The organism is Orrella sp. 11846 (assembly GCF_048820935.1).
Taxonomy (GTDB): domain Bacteria; phylum Pseudomonadota; class Gammaproteobacteria; order Burkholderiales; family Burkholderiaceae_B; genus Algicoccus.
The window spans coordinates 163,273-187,397 of sequence record NZ_JBMERD010000003.1 but is presented as its reverse complement, the minus strand read 5'-3'; the positions used below and the strand labels follow the sequence as shown (position 1 = coordinate 187,397).

Below are 24,125 nucleotides of genomic sequence, written 5' to 3'. Positions count from 1 at the left end.
TAATTTAAATTCGGCAATGGCTGCCCTAGAATGACAAAAACCCGCCTAAGCGGGTCTTTGTCATTGCGCTTAAAGCACCCGAATTACTGCGGTACGATCCCTGCGCGCTTGGCGACCATGGCCCACTTCTCCAGATCACGCTTCACAGTGTCTTCACATGTAGCCGCATCAGTCCCGACCACTTCAAAACCGGCGTCAGTCACGCTTTTCACAAAGTCATCCTCTGTGTACATGACTGCAAACTCTTTGGTCAGACGATCAATGGCTTCTTGAGGTGTACCTGTTGGCACAAAGAAACCGTTAAACAATGCGGCTTGGAACTCAGGCACGCCTTGCTCAGCCACTGTGGGCAGATCTGGCAATACTTTTGAACGCTTGTTATCGCCCAGTGCCAGTGCTTTAACCTGACCACTGTCAATGAACGGCTTGATGGTGGCCAATGCACCAAATGTCGCGTCCAGACGACCTGCGATCAGATCAGTCATGACAGGTGAAGAACCTTTGTAAGGGATGTCTGTCATGTCGATATCAGTCAATGCCATGAGCAATTGCATAGGCAGACCTGTGGCAAATGAAGAAGAACCGTAGCTCAATTTACCTGGGTTCTCTTTTGCGTAGGCGATAAACTCTTCCATGGTGTTCACAGGCGAGTTTGCAGGCACAGCCAACACAATGTGTTGGTTTGTGGCATGCGTCAAGCACACAAAGTCTTTAGTCGCATCGTAACCTGGGTCTTTGTACATTGATGGGTTAATGGTGTGACCACTGGCGCCAGCCAACATAGTGTAACCATCGGGCTCACTGGTGGCCACAATACGGGTACCAATCATGGAAGCCGCACCACCTTTGTTATCCACCACAACAGGTTGTCCAATTCCATCGCCCAGACGCTTAGCCACCAAACGCGACAGCGTATCTGTACCACCGCCTGGATTAAAAGGCACCACTAAACGAACCGATTTCTCCGGATACTCTGCATGTGCAACTGACACACCGCCCATGACCATCACAGCCGTCATCACGGCGCCCAGTTTCCAAGTGCGTTTCATCGCATAACTCCATTTTATTTGATCCAAAACAGCGATCACGCTGTTTAATTCTCAGATCTTTTTTTGGGGAAAGTACAAATCTATAACACTCACAGACTACATTCGAGTCACAGACTGTATTTGGCAAAAGATAACACACAAAAGCAAGAAATGCTCAGTGCACTTACAAACATTGTGTAAGTTTTACACAGAGCACCTCATGCTTTTCTTGAGCCTTAGTCGAGTAGACTCCTTAAGACGTACTGCATGATGCCACCATGACGGTAGTACGCGGCTTCACTTGGTGTATCAATGCGTACTTTTGCCTCAAAACTTACATCACCGGCACGCACCTGCACCACCGGCACCTGATCCGACGTGTTCAGTGCAGTAATACCTGTAATTTCAAAGGTTTCTTCGCCCGTTAAACCAAGAGATTCTGCGCTTTGACCTTCGGGGAACTGCAAGGGCAAGACACCCATGCCGAGCAGGTTCGAACGGTGAATCCGTTCGTAAGATTGTGCAATCACGGCTTTAACACCCAACAAGGCAGTCCCCTTAGCGGCCCAGTCACGCGATGATCCAGACCCATACTCCGCACCCGCCAGAATCACCAACGGCGTGTTTTGTGCAATATAGGCTCTAGACGCATCAAAGATGGTCGTCACGGGTCCATCCGCTTGTGTGAAATCACGCGTAAAGCCACCTTCCGTGCCTGGTGCCAATTGGTTGCGCAAGCGTACGTTGGCAAACGTGCCTCGAATCATGATTTCATGATTACCACGACGTGCACCATACGAGTTGAAGTCTTTCTCTTTGACACCATGCTCTAGCAAATACTGGCCCGCCGGAGACTTGCGAGCGATAGAACCCGCTGGACTGATGTGGTCAGTCGTGACCGAATCACCCAGTTTGGCCAATACGCGTGCACCGTGAATATCTTGCAAAGGCTCAGGTGTTCTACCCATCCCATCAAAATAGGGTGGTCGGCGTGCATACGTTGAATCCGGTTCCCACTTAAATGTCGAAGCAGACGGTTTAGGTAAGGCTTGCCAGCGCTCATCACCCGCAAACACATCCGCATAACCACTTTCATACATTTCAGCCACAATAGAGTTGCGTACAAACTCTTCGACTTCGGCGGCGTCAGGCCACACATCTTTCAAGTAGACTGGCTGCCCTTGCGGATCAGTCCCCAGTGGCTCTTTATACAGATCAATATCCATCGTGCCCGCCAAAGCGTACGCCACGACTAACGGCGGCGACATCAGATAGTTCATCTTGACTTCGGCGTGGATACGACCTTCAAAGTTTCGGTTACCTGACAAAACAGACACAACGGCCAGATCGTTTTCGGTGACAGCCTGACTCACCTCAGGAATTAAAGGTCCGGAGTTTCCGATACACGTTGTGCAGCCATAACCGACCAAGTTAAAGCCCAAAGCATCTAAATACTGTGTCAGATCTGCGTGGTCATAGTAATCAGTCACCACGCGCGAACCCGGTGCCAAACTGGTTTTAACCCAAGGTTTGCGCTGCAATCCTTTCTTCACGGCATTACGTGCCAAAAGCGCAGCCGCCATCATCACCATCGGGTTCGAAGTGTTTGTGCAAGATGTAATCGCGGCGATCACGACCGATCCATGATCAATCGTTCCGGTGAATCCATCTGCAAACGTCACCGAAACAGGCTTACTTTCCCGATATCCGTCTTTAGGTGCATCTTCGACGTGATCGTCTGGTGCACGCGACACGACTGATGACTGTTGATGTGAAGGCGCATCTGAGGCTGGGAACGAGCCCGCAATCGACCGATCGTACCCTTTGAGAGGCTCTTCATCATGATTCACGTAGGCAGTCAGTGCACCACGAAACGCTGGCTTGGATTCTGATAACTCAATGCGATCCTGTGGACGCTTAGGTCCGGCAATCGATGGCACGATCGTGGACAAATCGAGTTCAAGTCTTTCGCTATAACGCGGATTGGCATCTGGCTCATGCCAGAGACCTTGCGCCTGAGCATAAGCACGTGTCAGAGCAACTTGCTCCTCAGAACGGCCTGTCAAACGCATGTAATTCAATGTGACCTCATCGATCGGAAAAATAGAAATCGTCGAACCATACTCGGGACTCATGTTTCCAATCGTGGCGCGGTTAGCCAAGGGTACGGCAGCGACACCTGGCCCATAAAACTCAACAAACTTTCCGACCACACGATGCTCACGCAACATTTGCGTAATGGTAAGCACCAAGTCAGTGGCTGTTGTGCCTGCTGGCAAGGACCCTGTTAATTTAAAGCCCACCACATCAGGGATCAGCATGGAAATTGGCTGACCGAGCATCGCAGCTTCTGCTTCAATACCGCCCACGCCCCAGGCCACAATACCCAAGCCATTGACCATGGGTGTGTGTGAGTCTGTCCCCACACAGGTGTCTGGGTAGGCGAGGTTCGCATCCGAATCCGAGCGTGTAAAAATCACCCGAGACAAATGCTCTAAGTTGACCTGGTGAACAATCCCCGTACCCGGCGGCACCACTCTAAAGTCATCAAAAGCAGTCTGCCCCCAGCGCAACAACTGATAGCGCTCTAAGTTACGTGCGTATTCTGTCTCAACGTTTGTATCGAATGCAGACTCTTTACCAAAGGCATCGACAATGACTGAGTGGTCAATCACCAATTCAACCGGTGCCAGCGGATTAATCTTATCCGCATCGCCACCTAGGGCTGCCATGGCTTCACGCATCGCAGCCAAGTCCACAACCGCTGGCACACCGGTAAAGTCCTGCAAAATCACGCGCGCAGGCGTAAATGCGATCTCACGGCTGGCAGATTGCGTCGGATCCCATTGTGCCAACGCCTTAATATCGTCGGCTGTGACATCCGATCCATTTTCTGTACGCAATAGATTTTCTAGAAGAATCTTCAGGCTGTAAGGCAATGTTTTGACATCAAAACCGGCCTTCTCGACGGCGTCAAGCCCATAGATGTCGTAGGTTTTATCACCCACCTTGAGTGCTTGCCTAGAGTCGAAGCTATTCAATTGACTCATTTCACGCTCCTTTAAATGATGGCAGCCATGCAATTCAAACGAATCTGAATCCGCAATGCTCGTGGTTTCCACAATATCACAATCGATCAATTAAAACCGAATAGTCGCATGGTGAGAAATGATGCAAGAGTGCGTCAATACACGCTTAAATCACTCGCTATTGGCTTGTTCCACATGACGCAAAATCGTGTCACGCAACTTCAGCAACTCTGGACCCAAGTCAATTCGAACCGCTTCCTGACTGCGTTGGGTATAAAGACTCATATTCAAGACATGGGTTGGATCATGCTGAAACACCAAAGGCGTTGAAATGGCGATCACCTGCGGTTGCCAGCTCGCAACGCAATAGCCTTTGTCATAGAGCTGAAACATGCTGTCATCGATCTGGCGACGAATTTCCGTCCAACCACGATCATGGCGTTGTCGTAAACGCTGTAAAAGCAGTCGCCGTTCTTTGCCCTGAAGCGTACTCATATAAGCACGACCTAAAGAAGTCACCGCCATCGGCACGCGTTGTCCCGACACCACCTTACGCAATGACGCATTAGGACCAAAACGCAATGTGTCTAAATAGATCATTTCGTCTTGGTCTGCGATCGCAAGTCCGACGTTCACGCGTAATTCACGACCTGCATCCTGCATCGCATCTAGAGCATGGTGCAAAATGAATGAACCACTGCGCATTGCATGCGCCAATCCCAAGACCGTAGCATGAAGCCGGTAGCCTCCGGTTCGGGCGTCCATTTGCAAAAATCCCGCTCGCACCAGTGTCCCTGTTAACCGACTCACCGTCGATTTGGGCAGATTGGCACGTTCTGCCAACTCCCCATTGCTGAGCACATCAATGCCAGGGCGAAATGCCCGCAACAGCTCCAGACCGCGCAAGAGCGATCGGTTATCCGCAGCCTGACTGGGCGTTTTTTGAGATGGTTCCATGCATTACTTACTTACAAAAAATCATGAACAAATATTTATAACACGCTGAAAATCCGAGCATTCGTAATAAAAACACCATGAACGCAGCAAAACCAAAAGCAACCATCAGTCTTTTTCAATACGCTCTTGTTGTTTTAGAACAACAGCCAAAACGCCCGAACCAACTCGCTAATGGACTGATCTTGACCATTATTATGTACGCCACCATGAGTTATACGTTTTATACACTCACTCTAAAACTCTCATCACGACTCATTCAAAATCCAAATTTAATGCACTTTGATTTCCATTTTGATTTGCGTCAAAGAAACAAAAACTTACACAACCAGAAACTCTAAAAACATAATTGAACTTGATTTTATTGGGACAAACCCTGAATGCACGATTCTGCTGTGATCTCTAAACTGTCGAAGCCTGATGAATGACTACGCGCAGATTTCATGAAACATTGAAGATCTGTTATGTTCAGGCTCGCTTATTTTTGAGTAAGAGAATCAAAGATTTCTGATACACAGAAACGCTCACAGCTCAGACTACGGCGATATCGTGCAATAGACTGTACGATCGTACAGTTGAACTCATTTATGAATGCAACCAAGTGACTCAACGCAGCAGGTTTAGTCAAACTACTGTTTTCATAAAACAAAGTAAAACGCTGTCTGATGATGGCAAACGGGGAACTTATGACAAGTAAAGACTATCGAGACATACTGGGCGGCCTGCTCATGATATTAATTGGTGCATTTGCCGCGATATACGGGCAAAAATACCAAATCGGCCAACTGCAACGAATGGGCCCAGGATTTTTCCCAGTCGTACTAGGCATTATTTTGGCTGGATTAGGCGTCTTTATTGCAATTCCGGCTTTCTTCAGAACAGGCACGATCATTCGCATTGACTGGAAAAGTTTGATTTGGTGCACGATCGGTGTGGTGGCCTTTGGACTCTTGCTTGACAGCACAGGTCTAATCATTTCATCCATCGCCATGATTATTTTCAGCAGCATACCTGGTGTGGATATGACTTGGAAAAGTCGCATTCTGCTGTCAATCGCAGTTGCATTCATAACGTGGCTTATCTTTATCTTCGGACTTGGCATGGTGATTCCTGTGTGGCCTTGGTCTCACTAATCCCACATACGTCATTCGAACCACTGTCATCTGAAGGAATCATTTCATGGAACTCTTAGATAGTCTGATTGTAGGATTTCAAACGGCACTCCAGCCCAACATCCTAATGTATTGTTTTATCGGTGTCTTTTTAGGCACTTTCGTGGGTGTGCTGCCCGGCATTGGCCCATTGGCCGCCATTTCATTGCTGCTCCCTATCACCTATCACATTGAACCGACTGCTGCGATCGTGATGCTGGCTGGCGTTTATTACGGTGCCGAATATGGCGGATCAACCGCTTCTATTTTGCTGAACCTGCCAGGCACAGCAGCCGCAGCTGTGACATGTCTGGACGGTTATCCCATGGCTCAAAGCGGTCGAGCTGGTGTTGCCCTTTTCATGGTGACCATCGCTTCGCTGGCTGGCGGTATCGCTGGGGTGACTGCCATGATTCTGTTTTCACCTGCAATTGTGGAGATTGGGCTGAGTTTCGGGCCTGCCGAATATTTTTCGTTGATGGTCTTAGGCTTAGTTGCCGCTTCAACCTTGGCGTCTGGATCACCGGCTAAAGGCCTAGCCATGGTGGTTTTCGGTCTGCTATTGGGAACGGTTGGTACCGATATCAACTCCGGTATTGCCCGTTTTGATTTCGATATCCCTGAGATGATGGATGGTATCAGCCTGGTTGCACTGGCCATGGGTCTGTTCGGCATTTCTGAAATCGTCAAGAGTATTTCGGTTTCCCGTGGATCGAAGATTAAAGAAAAAATCACTTTCAAATCCATGCTGCCCACCAAAAAAGATCTCAAAGTCAGTGCAGGTCCAATCGCACGCGGTGGCGTCCTTGGAGGTTTCTTTGGTGCATTACCAGGTACTGGTGCATCGATTGCTGCTTTCGTGGCTTATGCGGTTGAAAAGAAAGTGGCTAAAGATCCAACCATCTTTGGTAAGGGTGCTGTTCAGGGTGTCACGGCACCAGAATCGGCCAACAACGCTGCAGCGCAAGCCGCCTTTATTCCAACCATGACTCTCGGTATTCCAGGTAGTGCCACCATGGCTCTGATGTTGGGCGCCCTAATCATTCACGGTATTCAGCCTGGCCCCATGCTCATGGTTGAGCAGCCTGATCTATTCTGGGGGCTGATTATCAGTTTCTTGATCGGAAATGTCATGCTAGTGGTTCTGAACATCCCATTGATTGGAATGTGGGTATCACTTTTGAACATTCCTTATCGTTTGCTGTACCCAACGATTCTGGTGTTCATCATGATGGGTGTCTACAGTGTCAACAACAATACCTTTGACATCTATATGATCGCCGTCATTGGCGTGATTGGTTACTTCCTCATGGTGCTAAATTTTGAGGGCGCACCTTTGTTACTAGGCTTTATTCTCGGACCTTTGATGGAAGAGAATATGCGCCGCGCACTCTTACTGTCTCGCGGTGACATGGCCACATTTATTGATCGTCCAATCAGTATGTGGATTCTGGTGATTACAGCAGTTATTTTACTGTGGTCATTCTTTAGTGCAGCCAAAGTTTTCTTACGCGCTAAAACCTTGGAGCATGAACGAGAGGAAGCGAAAGAGTTATCGTGATTTTGCAAGACTCCACTTGTGTGACCGTCAGAATTCTGACGGTCACACTCAATCCGACGCTCGACGTGGCAACCCGTGTCGAGCGTCTTGTGCATCGTGAAAAGCTACGTTGCGAAACCGAACAAGAACAAGTCGGTGGTGGTGGCATTAACGTGGCCCAAGTCATTCATTCCTTAGGCACCCCGAGTACAGCCGCTTTCACAAGTGGTGGCTGGCGCGGACGAGAAATCCTCAGTCGTCTGACAGCGGATGGTATTGAATGCTTGCCAATCCCGATTGCCCAAGAAAGTCGGCAATGTTTCACAGTCTACGAAACATCCACAGAACAAGAATACCGATTCATTCTACCTGGCCCCACGCTGAGTGAAGATGAAGCACAGCGTTGTCTTGAGACCCTTAAAACTTGTACAGCTCAAGCCCGTTGGCTCATTCTCAGTGGCAGTTTGGCACCTGGTTTACCTGATGACTTTTATCGTCAAGTAATCGATCAAATTCGTCGACCCGGCAAACAAATCATCCTCGATACGTCGGGGGCTGCCCTTTCTCAGGCGATTCAATCAGAAATTGATTGGATCAAGCCCAGCCGTGATGAACTGCAAGATCTCATGGGTCTGCCTTTAAATACGTTACAAGAATGTGAGCAAGCTTGTCACACGCTCATGCAAACACACCCTGTCAAAGGCGTGGCCTTGTCTTTAGGCGGTGAAGGCGCACTCGTCTGTCAAGGTTCTGAACGTCTTTATGTGCCTGCACTTCCTGTCAAAGTCACAAGTACCGTGGGGGCTGGTGACAGTTTTGTAGGTGGGTTGGTCTGGGCGCTGGATCAAGGACTGAACTTAACGAGAGCCAGCCAAATTGCCACAGCCAGCGCAGCGGCTGCTTTACAAACACAAGGACAGTTGCGATTTGATCCTGAAACGATTCTTCGTGACGCCGACCACGTCAAAGTACAACCACTAAACACTTTGCTCAGCTAATACATTCCTAAAGCTCTCAAAAATGAGTATGTGGAGACGAACACTGGGCTAAAATCCTGCGCTTAACCTTGCACTTTGATTTTGTTTATTTTCAACCAGTAAGGCGGCAGTGCCTATCAAACCCGATCTTCTCACTTTGCGCACATACCCCAAGACCCTATGGCTCATTGCCGTGGGTCTCATCATTCATGGGGTCTTCGGTGGTCTTCTGACACTCTCCGTCGATGAAGCGCATTATGCACTTTATGCATATTGGCTAGATTGGAGCTACTTCGATCATCCACCTTTAGTCGGCTGGATTCAGTGGCCTCTGGTCTTAAGTCATCAACCGGATTGGGTTTTACGGTTAGTCCCGGAGTTTCTGTGGTTACTGGCAACGCTACTGGCTTGGCAGCTGGCGGAAACTTTACGCAATCTAATCCCAAACTGGGCTCAAACCTTACAACCCGGGCAAGCAGGCCACTGGGCCGTTTTATTGATTTTGCTGGCACCCGTGCTTCACGTACTAGCCGTTGGTTTGCTACCCGACACTTTGCTCATGGTGCTCATCCTGGCCCTCATGCAAACCACGCTAAAACTGAGCACACAACCCTCGGTAAAGTGGCTCGACTGGGTCTGGTTAGGCGTCTTACTGGGCTTATGCGGTCTCTCTAAGTACACCAGTGTGTTGTATGCCGTTTCCGTCATTGTTTTTCTATGCCTCAATTTGGGCTGGCGCTGGCTTTTACAACCTGGCCCCTGGTTGGCTGGGTTCATTGCTTTAGTTCTGGTGAGTCCAGTTGTCTTCTGGAATGCCACTCATGATTGGATTTCTTTTCAATATCAAATCGCTCACAGTCAAGGTGGCCAGTGGCGTGCTTACCGCATTGGCGCCTTTATCGGTTTGCAGGTCGTGGCATTTGGCCCCCTTGTCATTGTGGCTTTGACTCGGCTCTTCATGGCTTTGCGCACACAACGCTCGAAAGTTTTATTCGGACTGGCCAGCTTCCCGTTACTTCCATTACTTATCACCGCCGTCATGGCAGGTGGCGGACGCACCCTGCCCCACTGGATGGCGCCTGCTTGGATCGCCATTATTGCGCTGGCTGCCCCAACCCTGGCCATCACTTGGCAACAAGGTAAACGCCGTTTATTGGCGGGTTTCGCCTGGTTTCAGGCAATCTTGTGTACGCTTGCTTTTGTAGGGTTATTTTTTATTGGTGTCCCCGGTCTGAGCGCACAGCATCCACTTCATCAAAAAAACCCACTGGCCGACTTATGGGGTTGGGAACAAGCAGGCCAAATGGCGCGTGAAATCGCCGAACAAAACAACCTAGATACACTGAGTGTGCGCAACTGGACACTTGCCAGCCGACTCGCTTGGTATGCCAAACCGTTGCCTGTGATTGTGCTAGATGATCGTTTTGATCAATTTGACCTGTGGTATGGCGATTTTTCAGCAGGACAAGACACCTTGTTCGTCAATTGGTCACAAGCCTCCTATCCCGCACCGGTGGGTGATCAACTTTTTGAGACATGCGAATTGACAGCCTCGTTTGAAAGCATGCGGTTCTCGCGTGTAGTCTCGAATTTTGAGTTCTTAGTTTGCCGAAACTGGCAGGGGCAGCCATGATCAAGCGCAGTCAACTGTGGACTCTAATTCGACTGGCGTTATCCATTGCCTTGTTATGGTTGGCATTGCGCCCTATCGAGTGGGAGACGTTGCAAGACGCACGCAATCAACTCTCTATTAGCTGGTTAGTTCTGGCTTTGTTGGTCATGGTGACAACCAATATTCTGGCAGCAATCCGTTGGGGTTGGATCGCCCGCTCAGGGGGATTGAAGCTAAGCTGGCGACGTTTCATTGCACTGTATTTTGCAGGCGGCCTGATTAACCAAGGTCTACCTTCCACGCTTGGAGGCGACACATATCGTGCCATTCTGAGCGCGCGTGATCAACACATTTCAGACCATCCCGCACTGCGATATGGCGTTCTCTATGTCGCCCTCGATCGCGGCATTGGTCTACTGACTAACGTGCTTATTGGGGCCACAGGTCTGATTTTGGCGGGCGTGTTCTTAATCCCTTGGGCACCCAGGATCGGTTGGTTCATTCTCGGTCTGATCGGCATCGGCTTTACCATCGTGAGCGTTTTAATGGCACTGGAGCCGCACACTCGACTGGTCGATCGAATTTTAAATCGTCTGAGATTGCCGGGTGCCCTTGCCGCTATTCGAACCACAATCGCCATACCAGCCAGTTTGGGGCAGTTGCTCTTAGGCATTCTGATTCATTTGCTCACGCTCTACGGATTTTTACTGTGCCTCAAAGCATATGGCGTTGAAGTTCCCTTTGAAGCCATTATGATTGGCATTCCTGCCTTGACGATCCTAATGATTTTACCAATCAGTATTTCTGGCTGGGGTCTGCGTGAATCGACCTTATCTGCAGTCCTTGCCATCTGGTCCGTACCCGCCTCCGCGACCGTTTTAGCGTCTATAAGCTTTGGCCTAATCATCGTGGTGTGCTACTTACCTGCAGGCTGGTTTTTGATACGTAACCGCGTCATTTCAAAACCCACAACAACCTAAACAATGATCTGATGTCTATAATCCACTCACTATGAGCTTAAGTGTCGATAACATGCGCCTGATTGATCGCCTCGCGGGGATTCCGCTGTGTGCGCTCATCACCCCTTTTGTCAAACTCAGAGACTGGTGGCGACAGCGTCGTGTCTCATCTGATAAACCGAATCGCGTCTTATTCATCGAACTTTCAGAAATGGGGAGTGCCATTCTGGCTGACCCTGCCATGCGAGCCGCGATTGATGAAGGGGCGGAGATTTATTTTCTGATCTTCAAAAGCAATGCGCAAAGCTTAGATCTACTACAAACCGTCCCAGCCGATCGCATTTTAACGATCGATGCCGGCGGCTTAGTCCCTTTGGCACTCGACACATGGCGTTGTTTGCGTCGCATTCACAAGTTAAAAATCGACACCGTCATCGACCTGGAATTGTTTTCTCGATTCACAGCCTTACTCACCGGACTAAGTGGTGCCCATCGACGTGTTGGATATCATAATTTCCATGGTGAAGGTTTGTGGCGTGGCGGTATGCTGACCCACAAAGTCCATTACAACCCGCATATCCATATCTCAAAAAACTTTCTGTCACTCATTCACGCAACCTTTAGTAACGAACCAGAAATTCCTTTCAGCAAAGTTCGCATTGACGATACGCTCACTCAGCTTGCACAAGCACAGGTCCCAGAAGCCGATCAACAAGCCATGCGCGAACGTATTGAGCAATTTGCATCCAAACAGGGCATCGAGTTTGATTTTGACAAAGCGCCGCTCATTTTGCTCAACGTCAACGCCAGTGAGCTGTTGGTGCAGCGCCGCTGGTCACAAATCCAATTTTCCCGCTTGGCCGATCAGCTGCTAGAACGATACACAGATGCGATCATCTTGCTAACAGGCTCCCCTCAAGAGTTCGATTACGTTTCACAAGTGCAACTGTTGTCACGCAACTCACGAGTTCTGAATTTTGCGGGACAAGTCAAATTCAACGAACTGACTGCACTCTATAGCATTGCGCGTGTCATGGTCACCAATGACTCGGGACCCGCGCACTTTGCTTCCGTCACGCCACTGCGCACTGTGGTTTTATTTGGACCTGAAACACCGGCCCTGTATGGCGCATTGGGTGGGCGTTCACGCGCGATCACCGCAGGCTTGGCATGCTCACCCTGTGTGAGTGCCGCCAACCACAGAAAAACAGCCTGTAAAGACAACGTCTGTATGCAAGCGATTCAGGTTCATGATGTTTTTGAAGTCACACAACAACAAATCGAGGAAAACGCTTGAGCGCTCATCACCCCGTCTTTTGTCGCCGTGCTTGGATTTTGCCCCTCATCCCGTTACTCATCTGGTTCGGTTCGCGGCTATTCATCACCGACGTCGAACTGTTTTATGCCCTTAACCAGTTTGGACAGCACTGGTCAGATGGAACACTGGCCTTTTTTGTGTTTCTAGGCAATGGTTGGGGATTGCTAGCGCTCGCATTTCCATTGGTTATTTTTGCACCTCGGCCTTTGGTGGCAAGTGCTGCAGCCGGTTTAATGGCCGGTCTACTAGGGCGCATTCTTAAAAACTCTCTGGATGTTTCTAGGCCTGCAGCCGTTCTAGATCGTGAGACTTTCCGCATTGTTGGGGACGTGCTTGAAGCGCTCTCCATGCCGTCTGGGCACACACTCACCGTCTTCGCAATCGCGACCACTCTCTACTTCAGTCTTAAACAACCTTATCGTATCCACGGCATCTGGTTGTTCGGGCTGGCTATCATCAGCGGTGTCACGCGCACGGCAGTCGGTGCGCACTGGCCATCAGACGTTTTCGCGGGTGCAGCGATTGGTTTGTTTTTTGGATTAATGGCAGTACAGCTTTTTGTCAAACTACCCCAGCGCTGGTTTGATCCTCAAGGCTGGCTGACACGCTTAGCGGCCATTATGGGTCTGGTCAGTGTTTATATCTTGGCAACCCACAGTCTAGAAATCGAACTCATCAAACCGTTGCAAACGCTGGGTATTGTGATTGTGATCGCCACTTTATTTCATTTTGTGCCGATGACGTTGCGCCGTCGATCATCTTAGTAACTAGCGCAAGACTCTAACATCTTGCGCTAGCGCACCTCGTTTACGCGAAACGGAACATCGCTTTTTCTTGTTCATCCAACTGTGCAATCAGTCCTGTTTCCCACTTCAAGTACTGACGCGCAGCTTCTTTGTTGCCATCATGACGATCGTGCACAAAGAACAAATAATCGATACAAGCGTCATCTGCAGGCATATCTGGTGTGGACTCAGTGGACACGCCAGCCTCTTGGAGCGACCCCAAAGATCCCAAAAAAACCCCGGCGCACTGAATACCCTGTGCCTGAAGTTCCATGGCCAGTAACTGTGCCACTCGCAGATCGTTCGCGTGCAACACAACTCGATCAACCGATGAACCCAGATCTTTCAAAGTCTGTGTCAGAATTGGGCGCGTCGTCCAATGCGCACCTGCAATATGTCCATCGCGATAAGTCAGACTAAGTCGAATATCGAGAACAGGCACGTTTTCTTGGAGGAGCGACTTTAAACCCTCCATATCTAATTCAGACAATGCTGGCAAGACAGGAGCACTGGCTTTGTCCGATTGGTGCGCGTTATACCAAGCAGTCCACGCTTCAATTTCTTGGGGTGGCAAGACATTCACATCCCAGCCCAACATATATAACCAGCTTGCGACAACCGGTGCGCGAACACCATCATCATCAACCACCACAACCCGTGCGCCACGTGTGGCGATGTATTGATCGGTCGCTTGAATTAATTGACCACCCGGGGCATGCTGCGCACCGGCAATGGGTTGACGTTTGTTTTCTTCGGGCGTGCGAACATCACACAGATACACACTGCGATCACCATCTTGCCACCAACTCTGTAATGTGTGTGCATCCACCGTCGGAATCGAGAATCGTTGCGCCAAAGCTTGTGAGCGGGCTAGGCGATCACTCAAATCCTGGGTCGAGTCAATCTCCGCATAGCGCTCGTCTTTGCCATGGTTTAAATTCAAATCCTCTAAATACCAACCTTGTGTGCCGTTCTCGAGCGCAACCACGGGATTTTGAACACCCAAGTTAATCAATGTTTGTGCACCAATGATGCTGCGTGTGCGCCCAGCGCAATTGATCACAATCGTCGTGTCTGGCGAGACCGCCAGATCATCAATGCGCAAGGCCAGCTCGCCATTTGGGCAACATTTGGCCTGGGGAATACTCATTTTCTGGTATTCATGAAAAGGGCGACCATCCAGCACAATCAAGTCTTTACCTTCTTGCTGCCAACGATTCAGTTCAGTCGCACTCACGTGAGGTGTTTCAAAATGATGCTCAGCCAACTCACCAAACACTTTGCTAGGTACGTTCACGCCCGCAAACAATTCGAACCCCGCTTTTTGCCAAGCAGCTACGCCCCCTTCTAAGACCTGCAGATCGGTATAACCAAGTTCACGTAAACGTTCAAAAGCCAATGGCGCTACATCTTGGCCAGTTTCATCCACTAATACAATGCGGGTATTGAGTCTGGGCACCAGACGTTGCACGTCAAGCTCCAATACGCTGTATGGCAATGGCATCGCCAGCAACAAATGGGATTCACCAAACTGACCGGCTTCGCGCACATCAAGCAACGCGATTTCAGATCCATCGTGTAACCATTCTTTAAGCGTTTTTGCGTCTACTTGACGAATATCTGTCGCTGTCATGCCTTCTCCTTTTTTGGGATTCATTTATTTGAATGTTTTGAACAACCTACATGCCTGAAGTCTAATGGGAAAGATGCCTTCACAACAAAAACACCATTAAAAAAGGCACAGACAAAATACATTTGACCGTGCCCTCAGGGCATTGCATTTGAATTAAAACGACGTTTAAACTGATTAACGTGATCCGCCCAATAAAACCCCCACGTTGACGCGTTTAGTATCTGCGTTGCGATCCGACTCTTTAGGTGATGTCTGCGCGACAGTCTTTGTAGTCACCGACGGCTCATACGGCTTCAAGAAAAAATCATCGACAGGCGGCTGCACACGCTTTGATGCTAAACGGTCCGAACGGCCACGGCTAGCAGACACTCGCGGCAAGTCAAGCTTACCTTGCGGAATCGTTTGTTTCGTGAGTTTCTCAATATCTTGTAAAAGGCGTTTATTATCCTGGTTAAACAAAGATATCGCTTCACCACTGGCACCTGCACGACCCGTGCGACCAATTCGGTGCACATAGTCTTCTGCATTAAACGGCAAATCGTAATTAATCACACAGGGCACACCGGCCACGTCGATCCCCCGCGCAGCGACATCCGTGGCGACCAGCACTTCAAGCTCACCCGCTTTAAAGGCTTCCAGCACACGCATCCGGTCCTGCTGGGACTTATCGCCATGAATCGATTCTGCCTTCACCCCGTCGCGCTCAAGCTGACGTGCCAGACGAGCTGCACCCAACTTGGTATTTGAAAACACAATGACTTGATTTAAGCCCTTGGACTTCACTAAATGTGCCACTGCATCACGTTTGTCTTCATCACGCACTTCGTACACAATTTGTGTCACTGTATCGGCCGTGGCATTGCGTGTGGCGACTTCCAACTCAACTGGGTTCGACAGATAAGTGCGACCAAGTTTACGAATGTCGTTACTAAACGTCGCAGAAAACAGCATCGTCTGACGTTTTTTGGGTAAAGCCTGAACAATACGCTCTAGGTCCGGCAAAAAGCCCATATCCAGCATGCGATCGGCTTCATCCAACACCAAAATACCAACTTGCGACAAATTCACGGTTTTCTGGTTCATGTGATCCAGTAATCGTCCCGGTGTGGCCACCAAAATCTCGCAACCATTGCGCAAGGCTTCTTTTTGTGGACCGATATCGACACCCCCAAAAATCACCGTACTGCGCAGGGGCGTTTCTTGGCTATATCGGCAAACGCTTTCGTAGACCTGATCGGCAAGCTCACGCGTTGGTGTCAGGATCACAGCACGCACTGGATGTCGGGCAGGTGATGCACTGGCATTGGCAAGCGCCATCAAGCGATGTAAAACGGGCAACGTAAATGCGGCTGTTTTACCTGTTCCCGTTTGCGCAGCACCCATCACGTCAGCCCCAACCATGGCAACTGGCAAGGCTTGGGCTTGGATCGGTGTCGGTGTCGTGTAGCCGGTTTGAACCACAGCCTTCAGAATTGCAGGGTGCAATCCCATTTGCTCAAATGTGAGCGGCGTCTCGGAAACTGGCTGACTGTCTGATATGTTTGTAGAATTCATTAAGACCTTTGAAATAACTGCTGCACAGTTTAACGCAAACCAGACAAAAAACGCGTGTGAATCTATGATTTTGCGAGTCTTTTTTTAGATCCAGGCAACCACAGCGCGAATACACCAGAAAGCCACCATGCCGCCCACGATCAACCAGACAGCATTCTTCGTTTTAAGATAAACCCAAACCGCGATCACGGCCGCGATCAAACGCTCATCGACAACAAACCCACCAGCCTGCACATTCCAAGGCAATAACTCAGGCACGATAATCGCGGTCAATGCGGCAGCAGGCGCATAACGCAATGCACGACGCGTTTCCTCTCCGAGCGACACACGTTCTCCGAACAACAAAAAGACAGCTCGTGTCAGAAACGTACAGATCGTCAATAGCGCGATCACCGCATAGACATAAATATCCTGTTCACTCATGACTCTTTTTTCCTGCTGCGACGCTCAATAAGCATGCCGCTGATAATGCCTGAAATCACGGCCACTAAAAGCCCCAGACGCAGTGGCAATGCTTGCGTCAACCAAGCCACAACACCAGTCACTAACATGACAAACAACATCGGACGCGTCGTTGCCAAGGGCACCGTAATGGCCATCAACGCCAGCACAGCCGCATATTCTAGTGACCATGCACTGGGCACCAATGTGCCCAAAAAAATCCCTAGAATGGAAGAAGTTTGCCAAACAATCCAGCCGGGGATGATCATCCCCAGAAAATACCAACGTTGTTGTAAAGTGCCTCGCACTTTGTCATCACCAAAGCGCGGAATAAACAAGGCAAATGCCATATCTGTCGTTAGATAACCGTACGCGAGGCGCCGTTGCCAACTTTGATTCTGAAAGTAGGGTTGCAACGCTGCGCTAAAAATCACAAATCGCAAATTCACCACACAACCCGCCACAAAAATTAGCCAAAGTGGTGCACCTGTCGCAATCAATGGCAAAGACGTCAGTTGGGCTGAACCCGCATAGACTAAAAGTGTCATCATCAATGCAGCACTCTCAGTCAAGCCAGACTTCACCATGGCCACCCCACTCACCAGCCCCCAAGTTCCCGTCGCAATCAAAGCCGGCCGAACGGCTATCAGTCCTTCACGCCAGGCAAGGCGCGCCTCATCGGTCAAATTCAACATAGCATTTACTCAGAGAACCCCTTTACACAATCCGCGATCACGACTGTCATTTTTGACTCGCCATTCGGACGAGATATCACATACGTCGGCCATTGTAGAACCTGAAACACACAAAGAACTCTGTTCGCCAATCTAGGGCTCATACTCATACCCGAGCGACAACCTGCTTGTTACAATGATGAAAATTTCATGTGATACGCGATTTAAATGGCGTATCAGACAGCTGACTGGCCTATACGCACCGATCAGAAACGGATTTCTCACTATGACACAAACAACATCTTCACACGACAAGCCTCTGGATATTGACCCTCAGTCAGACCTGACGGCCACACGGATCACAATCACCGAAAAAGAATTACCTTTGCATTGCCCGGGGAGTAAATCACCCCTCTGGAGCATGCATCCTCGTGTTTATTTAGACATTTTGACAACTGGCTCTGTGGAGTGCCCTTATTGCGGGGTGCATTACGATCTGGAACCTGGCACCAAAGCGCCAGACCACCCTCACTAAGGACCGGTGAATGGTGCCTGACACTGCTGACAACACAGACTTCGCACACCGATCCGGATCGAGCAACGCAACATCTGGGGATTCGTGCGGCATAGAACCCATTCGCAGCCATGATGCATGTCATCGCGCGTGCTCGGCCTCGCACTTGTCCTTCAAGCGCTCGCCGTTTCCATTGACAACGGAGTGGCAAACGGCCCTATGAGCGCAACTTTTGACACATCCACCTGCCCGGTGCCTGTTTGGCTGCCTGGTGGTCACATTCAAACGCTTTATGGTGCGTATGTCGCACCCGCCAATCACCTGAGATTCGTGCGTGAGCGTGTCAACACACCGGATGGCGATTTTCTGGATTTTGACTGGAGTGGACCGGGTCTCGTGGCGCAACCGGCAGTTCCTGCCCAAGATCAGGAACCCCTACCTCGTAAGAGTGTTGCCTTGCGCTGGATGACCGATGAAGATCGGACGCTCATCGAGGGCATGACTGAAACCCCTGCCTTGGTCTTGTTTCACGGATTAGAGGGCAACAGCGAAAGCCGTTATTCCCAATCGATTCTTCAATACTTTAGAGCACGGGGCTGGCTAGTCGTTTTGGCGCATTTTCGGGGATGCTCTGGCACTCCCAACCGACTTGCACGCGCCTATTACTCGGGTGATTCTGACGAGATCGCATTTATTTTACGAACTGTTCGTTCAAGAGCCTCAAATGCGCACTGGCATGCCGCAGGTGTGTCTCTGGGTGGCAATGCTTTATTGAAGTTTCTGGGCGAACGCGCAAGCCAAGCACGCCATTTAAAAGCGGCGGCGGCCATTTGTGCCCCCATGGATTTAGTCGCCACGGGAAACCACTTGAGTGACAACTGGTTTGGTCGACATTTCTACACAAGGCATTTCTTGCGATCCATGAAGCCTAAGATTCTGGAAAAAGCCACCCGCTTTCCAGGTGCCATTGATGTCGTCCAACTTTCAAGCGCAAAAACATTACGCGATTTTGATGGGGCATACACGGCTCCTATGCATGGTTTTTCCAGTGCAGAAGATTACTGGACACAATCCTCAAGCAAACCCTGGTTGCCGTCGATTGAAACCAATACGTTGATTTTAAATGCGCGTAATGATCCTTTTATCCCGCAAGCAAGCTTGCCCGGACCTGATCAGGCCAGCACCGCAGTCACGCTCCACCAACCCGCAGAAGGCGGACATGTTGGGTTTACGACAGGCACATTTCCGGGCAATGCAAACTGGCTGCCGGCTCGACTCGCACGTTTTTTTCTGACCGGATACTAATTCTGATGTTTAAACCGGCTTATCAGAAAACCAGCATAACGACGCTGACTATTTTACTGGCGGCGCTCGCCATGCTCGGTCCATTTGCAACCGATGCGTACCTGCCGTCGTTCTATGAGATCGGGGAAGCATTTAACATTGATCAGCCACAAGTTCAGCTGTCGCTCAGTGCTTATCTACTTTCTTTTGCGTTCATGAGTTTGTTTTGGGGCATGCTCTCCGATAGTTTCGGGCGCCGCCCCGTGATTATCTTTTCCACAGTGATCTTTACGATCGGGTGTATTGGGGTTGCCCTGGCGCCCACATATGGATGGCTCATCTTTTTTCGGATTGTTCAGGGCTCATCAGCCGGGGCTGGTCGTGTCATTGGTCAGGCCTTGGTTCGCGATCGATTTGGCGGCTCTGAAGCACAACGCTTTTTTGCCAATATCACCATGGTGTTTAGCTTGGCTCCCGCAATCGCACCGATTTTTGGGGGGTATGTCAGTGAATATATTGGTTGGCGCGCCGTCTTCTGGTCATTGACTCTCTTTAGCGTTTTACTCATGTTTTATTGTTGGCGTGATCTGCCTGAAACCTTGATCAAAGAAAAAAGACACCCATTTCGGATCACTGTGATCATGAGCAACTACGTGAAGGCGTTACGCAATCCACATTTTGTGCTGGCAATTGTGGGATTAGGTTTTGCCTTTGCTGGATTTGCCATCTACATTTCTTCAGCCGCACACTTTATTCTCGACATTCTTGGCTTGTCACAAACCTCGTTTGGGTGGTTATTCCTGCCATTTATCAGCGGCATGTTCCTAGGCTCTATGATCAACTCCCGCTTTGCGGAGAAACTCAAACTTGAACTGACCGTTAAAATTGGCTTGAGCATTCTGATCTTTGGTGCTTGCTGGAACGTGGTTTACAACATTTTCTTTACAGCCGAAGTGCCCTGGGCTGTGATCCCCATGTTTATTTATGCCTTCGGCATGTCGCTGGCATTACCGGGCATGACGATCATGACGCTCAATTATTTCCCAGCCATTCGGGGCACAGCATCTTCTTTACAAAGCTTCGTGCAAATGACGATTTTTTCGATCATCGCCGGGCTCATTGCCCCGCTAATCTTTCAAAGCGCATTGCGATTGTCTCTGGGTATGCTCGGAACATCCGCTCTGTGCATTAGTTTGTGGACTTTGGCTCGATATTTAGCCTTGCGCAGTGCCGCCGCACATCCATCGTCCTGACACCCAAACAATCAACCTCCAAAACGCTCCAGTATTTCGCGCTCTTGCGCCATTTTCTGACGCACTTCCCGAATCCGCACATCCAGCACGGACTGCTCACGAAAGTCTTTCGTCATCTCACGTGCTTGTTCTAGTTGTGCGATCGCAGCTGGAAAAGCACCCGTCAGGACGTAATACTGCGCCATAACCTCACGCCCACGAATAGGTTCGTTAGCTTGCATCAATGCATTTGCACGCTGTTGATACAGGCTTGGAAACTCTTCAGGCCAGCGTTTCAACACACCTTCCAAAACCTTTGCAGCCTGTGCAGGCTGCCCCATCTGTGACAAAGCACGTGCTTGAACCTCTGCAAGCGCGACATGATTAGGCCATTTTGATAAAGCCTGTCGAGCTGTTTGCTGAGCAGCTTGTGGTTGACCAGAAACCAGCTGCAACCAAGCATCTTGTCTAGCGATATAAGCTGAATCACCCGCTTCCCGCGCTTTTTGTAAATACGCTCGGGCTAAGTTGTGATCACCCTGTCGACTTGCCAACTCAGACAAAGCCAAATTGGCTGCTGAACGCGCCGAACTTGAGCCGCGTCTGGCCTCATCGGCCAACCGATCTTGAAGCCGACGAATGTCTTCTCGGTTGGTGGCTTGCGCCACCAACGCCCTAGCACGCACATACGCAAAGTCCCGACTGTCTTGATAACTGGAAGCAGACAGATTACGAGTTCTGTTTTGCATATCTGTCATGCGATCCATACTCAAGGGGTGTGTGCTCAGATATGTGTTGCCCCCGCGCTGACCCATATTTAAGTTCGAAGCATGCATCAGCTTTTCAAACATCGACTGTAAACCCGTGGGATCAAACCCTGCTTTCGTCATCATCTGCAGTCCTACCCGGTCTGCTTCACTTTCTGCGTCACGAGAAAACCCCAGCTGCCGATCAATGGCTGCCGCCTGCCCAAAGGCAGCGACTCCTGCGGCCAAACCCGCACCTCCAGCCAAAGCGGCCAGTAAAGCACCTGCAATCGAGGCAAGCATCAAAGCACTGGTTTGCTGTCGTTGTGTTAACCCTCGGGCAATATGGCGTTGCGTGACATGAGAAATTTCATGTGCAACGACGCCCGCTAGCTCAGACTCTCGTTCACTAATGGCAATCACCCCGGTGTTAATGCCGATATAGCCACCCGGCATCGCAAACGCATTAAAAGCCGGGTCACGTACCGCAAACAATTCCACGCTTGGCGTACCACCCACTGCATGACGCGCCAATTTCTGACCCAGTTGATTTAAATACTGATTGATTTCAACATCATGAACATAGGTTGGGTCTAAGCGACCTTGGCGCATGATGAGTTCACCAAGGCGTTGCTCCGTTAACGGTGAGAGATCGGCTGAAGCGTTAGAGCCCAGTGAAGGCAGCCCTATCGGTTGGGCCATCGCAGGTGTTGCAATCCAGACGGGTAAAACAAGCGACAAAGCCAATGTGACCGAGGTGGTGCGAAACAAACGCTTTGACTGCAATGACATGGTTCCTCCGCCTTCGCAATTCAGATTTGATGGGCATTCACGCCTGATCAATACAAAGACAATGCGCCTGACATTCTGTGTAAAATTACTCAACGTACTGGTTAATGATAAGGGATTTAAAAAAATTATGCGTCCTATCCGTAAAGCCGTCTTCCCGGTTGCAGGGCTTGGCACCCGATTTTTGCCTGCGACAAAGGCCATGCCAAAAGAAATGCTACCTGTTGTCGATAAGCCTTTGATTCAATATGCTGTCGAAGAAGCCATTGCGGCAGGCATCACTGATCTGATCTTTGTGACTGGACGTCATAAACGCGCCATTGAAGATCATTTTGACTCGGCACCCGAACTTGAGCGTGAATTACAGGAGAAAGGCAAAGAAGATCTACTCGAAACGCTCAGCGACATCATTGATCCTCAGATCAACTGTATTTACATTCGTCAATCGGCACCCCTTGGGCTTGGACATGCTGTCCTGACCGCCGCACCTGTGGTCGGTGATGAACCCTTTGCGGTGATTCTTGCCGATGACCTGATCGATGCCAAACGTCCCGTGCTGTCTCAACTCATTGATACAGCCCTGAATCATCAAGCCAGTGTGTTGGCCGTTCAGAATGTCGCACATGCCGACACAGATAAATACGGCATTGTGTCTAGCGATCCCATCGATGACAAAACATCACGGATTCACGGCATTGTCGAAAAACCGCACCCCGACCAAGCGCCTTCGACGCTCGGTGTAGTCGGTCGATATGTACTAGACGCTGCTATTTTTCAGTATTTGCGTCATGTGCAGGTAGGTTCTGGTGGCGAAATTCAACTCACCGATGGCATTGCCGCCATGCTCGCTGACCACGCGGTCGTTGCCCATCAATATGAAGGCGTGCGCTACGACTGTGGTAGCAAACTGGGCATGTTCCAAGCCAACGTGGCTTACGGCAAAAAATATCACGGTTTTCACGTCGACTGAACTCGCGCTATCCAGTCGATGCCAATCGTTTTGCTGATCGGGGTTTGCGATGCCAGCGACCCCGATCAGCCAGTCGCATCAAATTGCGAATAGCAATCATCAAGCCCGCAATTTCAGCTAGGGCAGCGGGTATCCACATAATCAATCCGCCTAAGATCTGATCATCGATCGCTGACATGTTAATGGCACGTCCGCACAGATTAAACAACGGATATAAATCCACACTAGAAAACGCAATCATGGCACCTGCAACCATTTGCGGCAACATGGTGACAATAGGCGAGATTACTCTGCCCACAGGGGTCATCACGGCGGGAGGCGATGGGCGGCGATCCAAAATCAAATTCCAGTACATAAAGCCACTAATGACCACCGACCAGTTCATTAACCGATACAAACGCCAATCCAGCATGGAGTAGAACTGGACTGAAGGAATAAGCCAAACCAGCACTAGGAAAATAAACAACGCTGGCACAAAAATCGGGTTGGTCAGCACCGTTTGCAAACTGCGTCCAGCCAGCGTCTGATTAAAGCGTCGCAAACGAATACGCCATGACAGCGGCAGTCCCGCGCGCATCACCGAACCGGGGTACGCAGCCATCAGAACCAATGGTCCGACATGGTGTAAAAAAAGATGTTGAATTCGATGAATAAAAAACATCCGCTCAGCGTAATAGTCTAAGAGCGTATGCATTGGAAAATAAAGCAGAGCGATCCCACACCAAAACAACGCTTTCCTGGCACGTGTGACATGGTGAACGCGCTGACCCCGCACAAACAGCGTAATTCCGACTGCAAAGCACAAAAGCAGTAACGGAGAAAACTCCCAAGGGTCTAACCAAGCCAGCCAATCCATACCCATCACACTAATTTATTCATCCATTCATCTAGCTAAATTGTAATATGGTCTATCATCGAAATCGCAGTGCCCTTGC

The 24,125-nt window shown here is 49.8% G+C and carries 21 protein-coding genes; 12 read left to right on the top strand and 9 right to left on the bottom strand.

What is annotated here, in order from left to right; all coding sequences use genetic code 11:
* Positions 1-83: 83 nt before the first annotated feature.
* The 3 genes from ACOI06_RS03825 to ACOI06_RS03815 form a co-directional block, all read right to left on the bottom strand.
* Complete coding sequence (locus ACOI06_RS03825; protein ID WP_420661184.1) at positions 84-1,049, bottom strand: Bug family tripartite tricarboxylate transporter substrate binding protein; 966 nt, start codon at positions 1,047-1,049, stop codon at positions 84-86.
* Positions 1,050-1,264: 215 nt separating this feature from the next.
* Entirely contained in the window at positions 1,265-4,078 is a 2,814-nt protein-coding gene (locus tag ACOI06_RS03820; RefSeq protein ID WP_420661183.1) for an aconitate hydratase, read from the bottom strand.
* Between the two features lie 150 nt (positions 4,079-4,228).
* On the bottom strand, positions 4,229-5,014 hold the full coding sequence (locus ACOI06_RS03815; protein ID WP_420661182.1) for an IclR family transcriptional regulator: 786 nt from the start codon (positions 5,012-5,014) through the stop codon (positions 4,229-4,231).
* Between the two features lie 77 nt (positions 5,015-5,091).
* Between ACOI06_RS03815 and ACOI06_RS03810 the strand changes: the two genes are divergently transcribed.
* The 8 genes from ACOI06_RS03810 (at position 5,092) to ACOI06_RS03775 (ending at position 13,332) form a co-directional block, all read left to right on the top strand.
* Complete coding sequence (locus ACOI06_RS03810) at positions 5,092-5,352, top strand: hypothetical protein (protein ID WP_420661180.1); 261 nt, start codon at positions 5,092-5,094, stop codon at positions 5,350-5,352.
* Positions 5,353-5,697: 345 nt separating this feature from the next.
* Positions 5,698-6,144 (top strand): tripartite tricarboxylate transporter TctB family protein, encoded by a 447-nt coding sequence (locus tag ACOI06_RS03805; protein ID WP_420661179.1) that lies wholly within the window; start codon positions 5,698-5,700, stop codon positions 6,142-6,144.
* 46 nt (positions 6,145-6,190) lie between these two features.
* Positions 6,191-7,723: a tripartite tricarboxylate transporter permease gene (locus ACOI06_RS03800; protein ID WP_420661178.1), complete on the top strand. Its 1,533-nt coding sequence runs from the start codon at positions 6,191-6,193 to the stop codon at positions 7,721-7,723.
* Positions 7,720-8,700 (top strand): 1-phosphofructokinase family hexose kinase, encoded by a 981-nt coding sequence (locus tag ACOI06_RS03795; RefSeq protein WP_420661177.1) that lies wholly within the window; start codon positions 7,720-7,722, stop codon positions 8,698-8,700. Before ACOI06_RS03800 ends, ACOI06_RS03795 begins: the two co-directional genes overlap by 4 nt.
* 109 nt (positions 8,701-8,809) lie before the next feature.
* On the top strand, positions 8,810-10,312 hold the full coding sequence (locus tag ACOI06_RS03790) for a glycosyltransferase family 39 protein (protein ID WP_420661176.1): 1,503 nt from the start codon (positions 8,810-8,812) through the stop codon (positions 10,310-10,312).
* Entirely contained in the window at positions 10,309-11,271 is a 963-nt protein-coding gene (locus ACOI06_RS03785) for a lysylphosphatidylglycerol synthase transmembrane domain-containing protein (RefSeq protein ID WP_420661175.1), read from the top strand. Before ACOI06_RS03790 ends, ACOI06_RS03785 begins: the two co-directional genes overlap by 4 nt.
* A gap of 52 nt (positions 11,272-11,323) precedes the next feature.
* Positions 11,324-12,547 (top strand): glycosyltransferase family 9 protein, encoded by a 1,224-nt coding sequence (locus ACOI06_RS03780; RefSeq protein ID WP_420661174.1) that lies wholly within the window; start codon positions 11,324-11,326, stop codon positions 12,545-12,547.
* On the top strand, positions 12,544-13,332 hold the full coding sequence (locus tag ACOI06_RS03775; RefSeq protein WP_420661173.1) for a phosphatase PAP2 family protein: 789 nt from the start codon (positions 12,544-12,546) through the stop codon (positions 13,330-13,332). Before ACOI06_RS03780 ends, ACOI06_RS03775 begins: the two co-directional genes overlap by 4 nt.
* 43 nt (positions 13,333-13,375) lie before the next feature.
* Here ACOI06_RS03775 and ACOI06_RS03770 read toward each other — a convergent pair whose 3' ends face one another.
* The 4 genes from ACOI06_RS03770 to ACOI06_RS03755 all read right to left on the bottom strand — a co-directional run bounded on the left by ACOI06_RS03770 (position 13,376) and on the right by ACOI06_RS03755 (position 17,676).
* The gene (locus tag ACOI06_RS03770) at positions 13,376-14,986 is read right to left on the bottom strand and encodes a rhodanese-like domain-containing protein (protein WP_420661172.1); all 1,611 of its coding nucleotides are present in this window, start codon (positions 14,984-14,986) and stop codon (positions 13,376-13,378) included.
* A gap of 174 nt (positions 14,987-15,160) precedes the next feature.
* Positions 15,161-16,540: a DEAD/DEAH box helicase gene (locus tag ACOI06_RS03765; protein WP_420661171.1), complete on the bottom strand. Its 1,380-nt coding sequence runs from the start codon at positions 16,538-16,540 to the stop codon at positions 15,161-15,163.
* An 84-nt stretch (positions 16,541-16,624) separates the two neighbouring features.
* Complete coding sequence (locus tag ACOI06_RS03760) at positions 16,625-16,963, bottom strand: AzlD domain-containing protein (RefSeq protein ID WP_420661170.1); 339 nt, start codon at positions 16,961-16,963, stop codon at positions 16,625-16,627.
* Positions 16,960-17,676, bottom strand: a complete 717-nt coding sequence (locus ACOI06_RS03755; RefSeq protein ID WP_420661169.1) for an AzlC family ABC transporter permease — start codon at positions 17,674-17,676, stop codon at positions 16,960-16,962. Before ACOI06_RS03755 ends, ACOI06_RS03760 begins: the two co-directional genes overlap by 4 nt.
* 265 nt (positions 17,677-17,941) lie before the next feature.
* Here ACOI06_RS03755 and ACOI06_RS03750 point away from each other — a divergent pair, with 265 nt between their 5' ends.
* The 3 genes from ACOI06_RS03750 (at position 17,942) to ACOI06_RS03740 (ending at position 20,706) form a co-directional block, all read left to right on the top strand.
* Complete coding sequence (locus tag ACOI06_RS03750) at positions 17,942-18,190, top strand: zinc-finger domain-containing protein (RefSeq protein ID WP_420661168.1); 249 nt, start codon at positions 17,942-17,944, stop codon at positions 18,188-18,190.
* A 198-nt stretch (positions 18,191-18,388) separates the two neighbouring features.
* The gene (locus ACOI06_RS03745) at positions 18,389-19,474 is read left to right on the top strand and encodes a YheT family hydrolase (protein WP_420661167.1); all 1,086 of its coding nucleotides are present in this window, start codon (positions 18,389-18,391) and stop codon (positions 19,472-19,474) included.
* Positions 19,475-19,479: 5 nt separating this feature from the next.
* Positions 19,480-20,706, top strand: coding sequence for a multidrug effflux MFS transporter (locus ACOI06_RS03740; protein ID WP_420661166.1), 1,227 nt, complete (start codon positions 19,480-19,482; stop codon positions 20,704-20,706).
* A gap of 11 nt (positions 20,707-20,717) precedes the next feature.
* On the opposite strand, the gene ACOI06_RS03735 is transcribed toward ACOI06_RS03740, so the two are convergent.
* Positions 20,718-22,223: a M48 family metalloprotease gene (locus ACOI06_RS03735; protein WP_420661165.1), complete on the bottom strand. Its 1,506-nt coding sequence runs from the start codon at positions 22,221-22,223 to the stop codon at positions 20,718-20,720.
* 127 nt (positions 22,224-22,350) lie between these two features.
* Here ACOI06_RS03735 and galU point away from each other — a divergent pair, with 127 nt between their 5' ends.
* Entirely contained in the window at positions 22,351-23,190 is an 840-nt protein-coding gene (gene galU, locus ACOI06_RS03730; RefSeq protein WP_420661164.1) for a UTP--glucose-1-phosphate uridylyltransferase GalU, read from the top strand.
* Between the two features lie 7 nt (positions 23,191-23,197).
* On the opposite strand, the gene ACOI06_RS03725 is transcribed toward galU, so the two are convergent.
* Positions 23,198-24,055: a cytochrome c oxidase assembly protein gene (locus ACOI06_RS03725; protein WP_420661163.1), complete on the bottom strand. Its 858-nt coding sequence runs from the start codon at positions 24,053-24,055 to the stop codon at positions 23,198-23,200.
* Between the last annotated feature and the right edge of the window lie 70 nt (positions 24,056-24,125).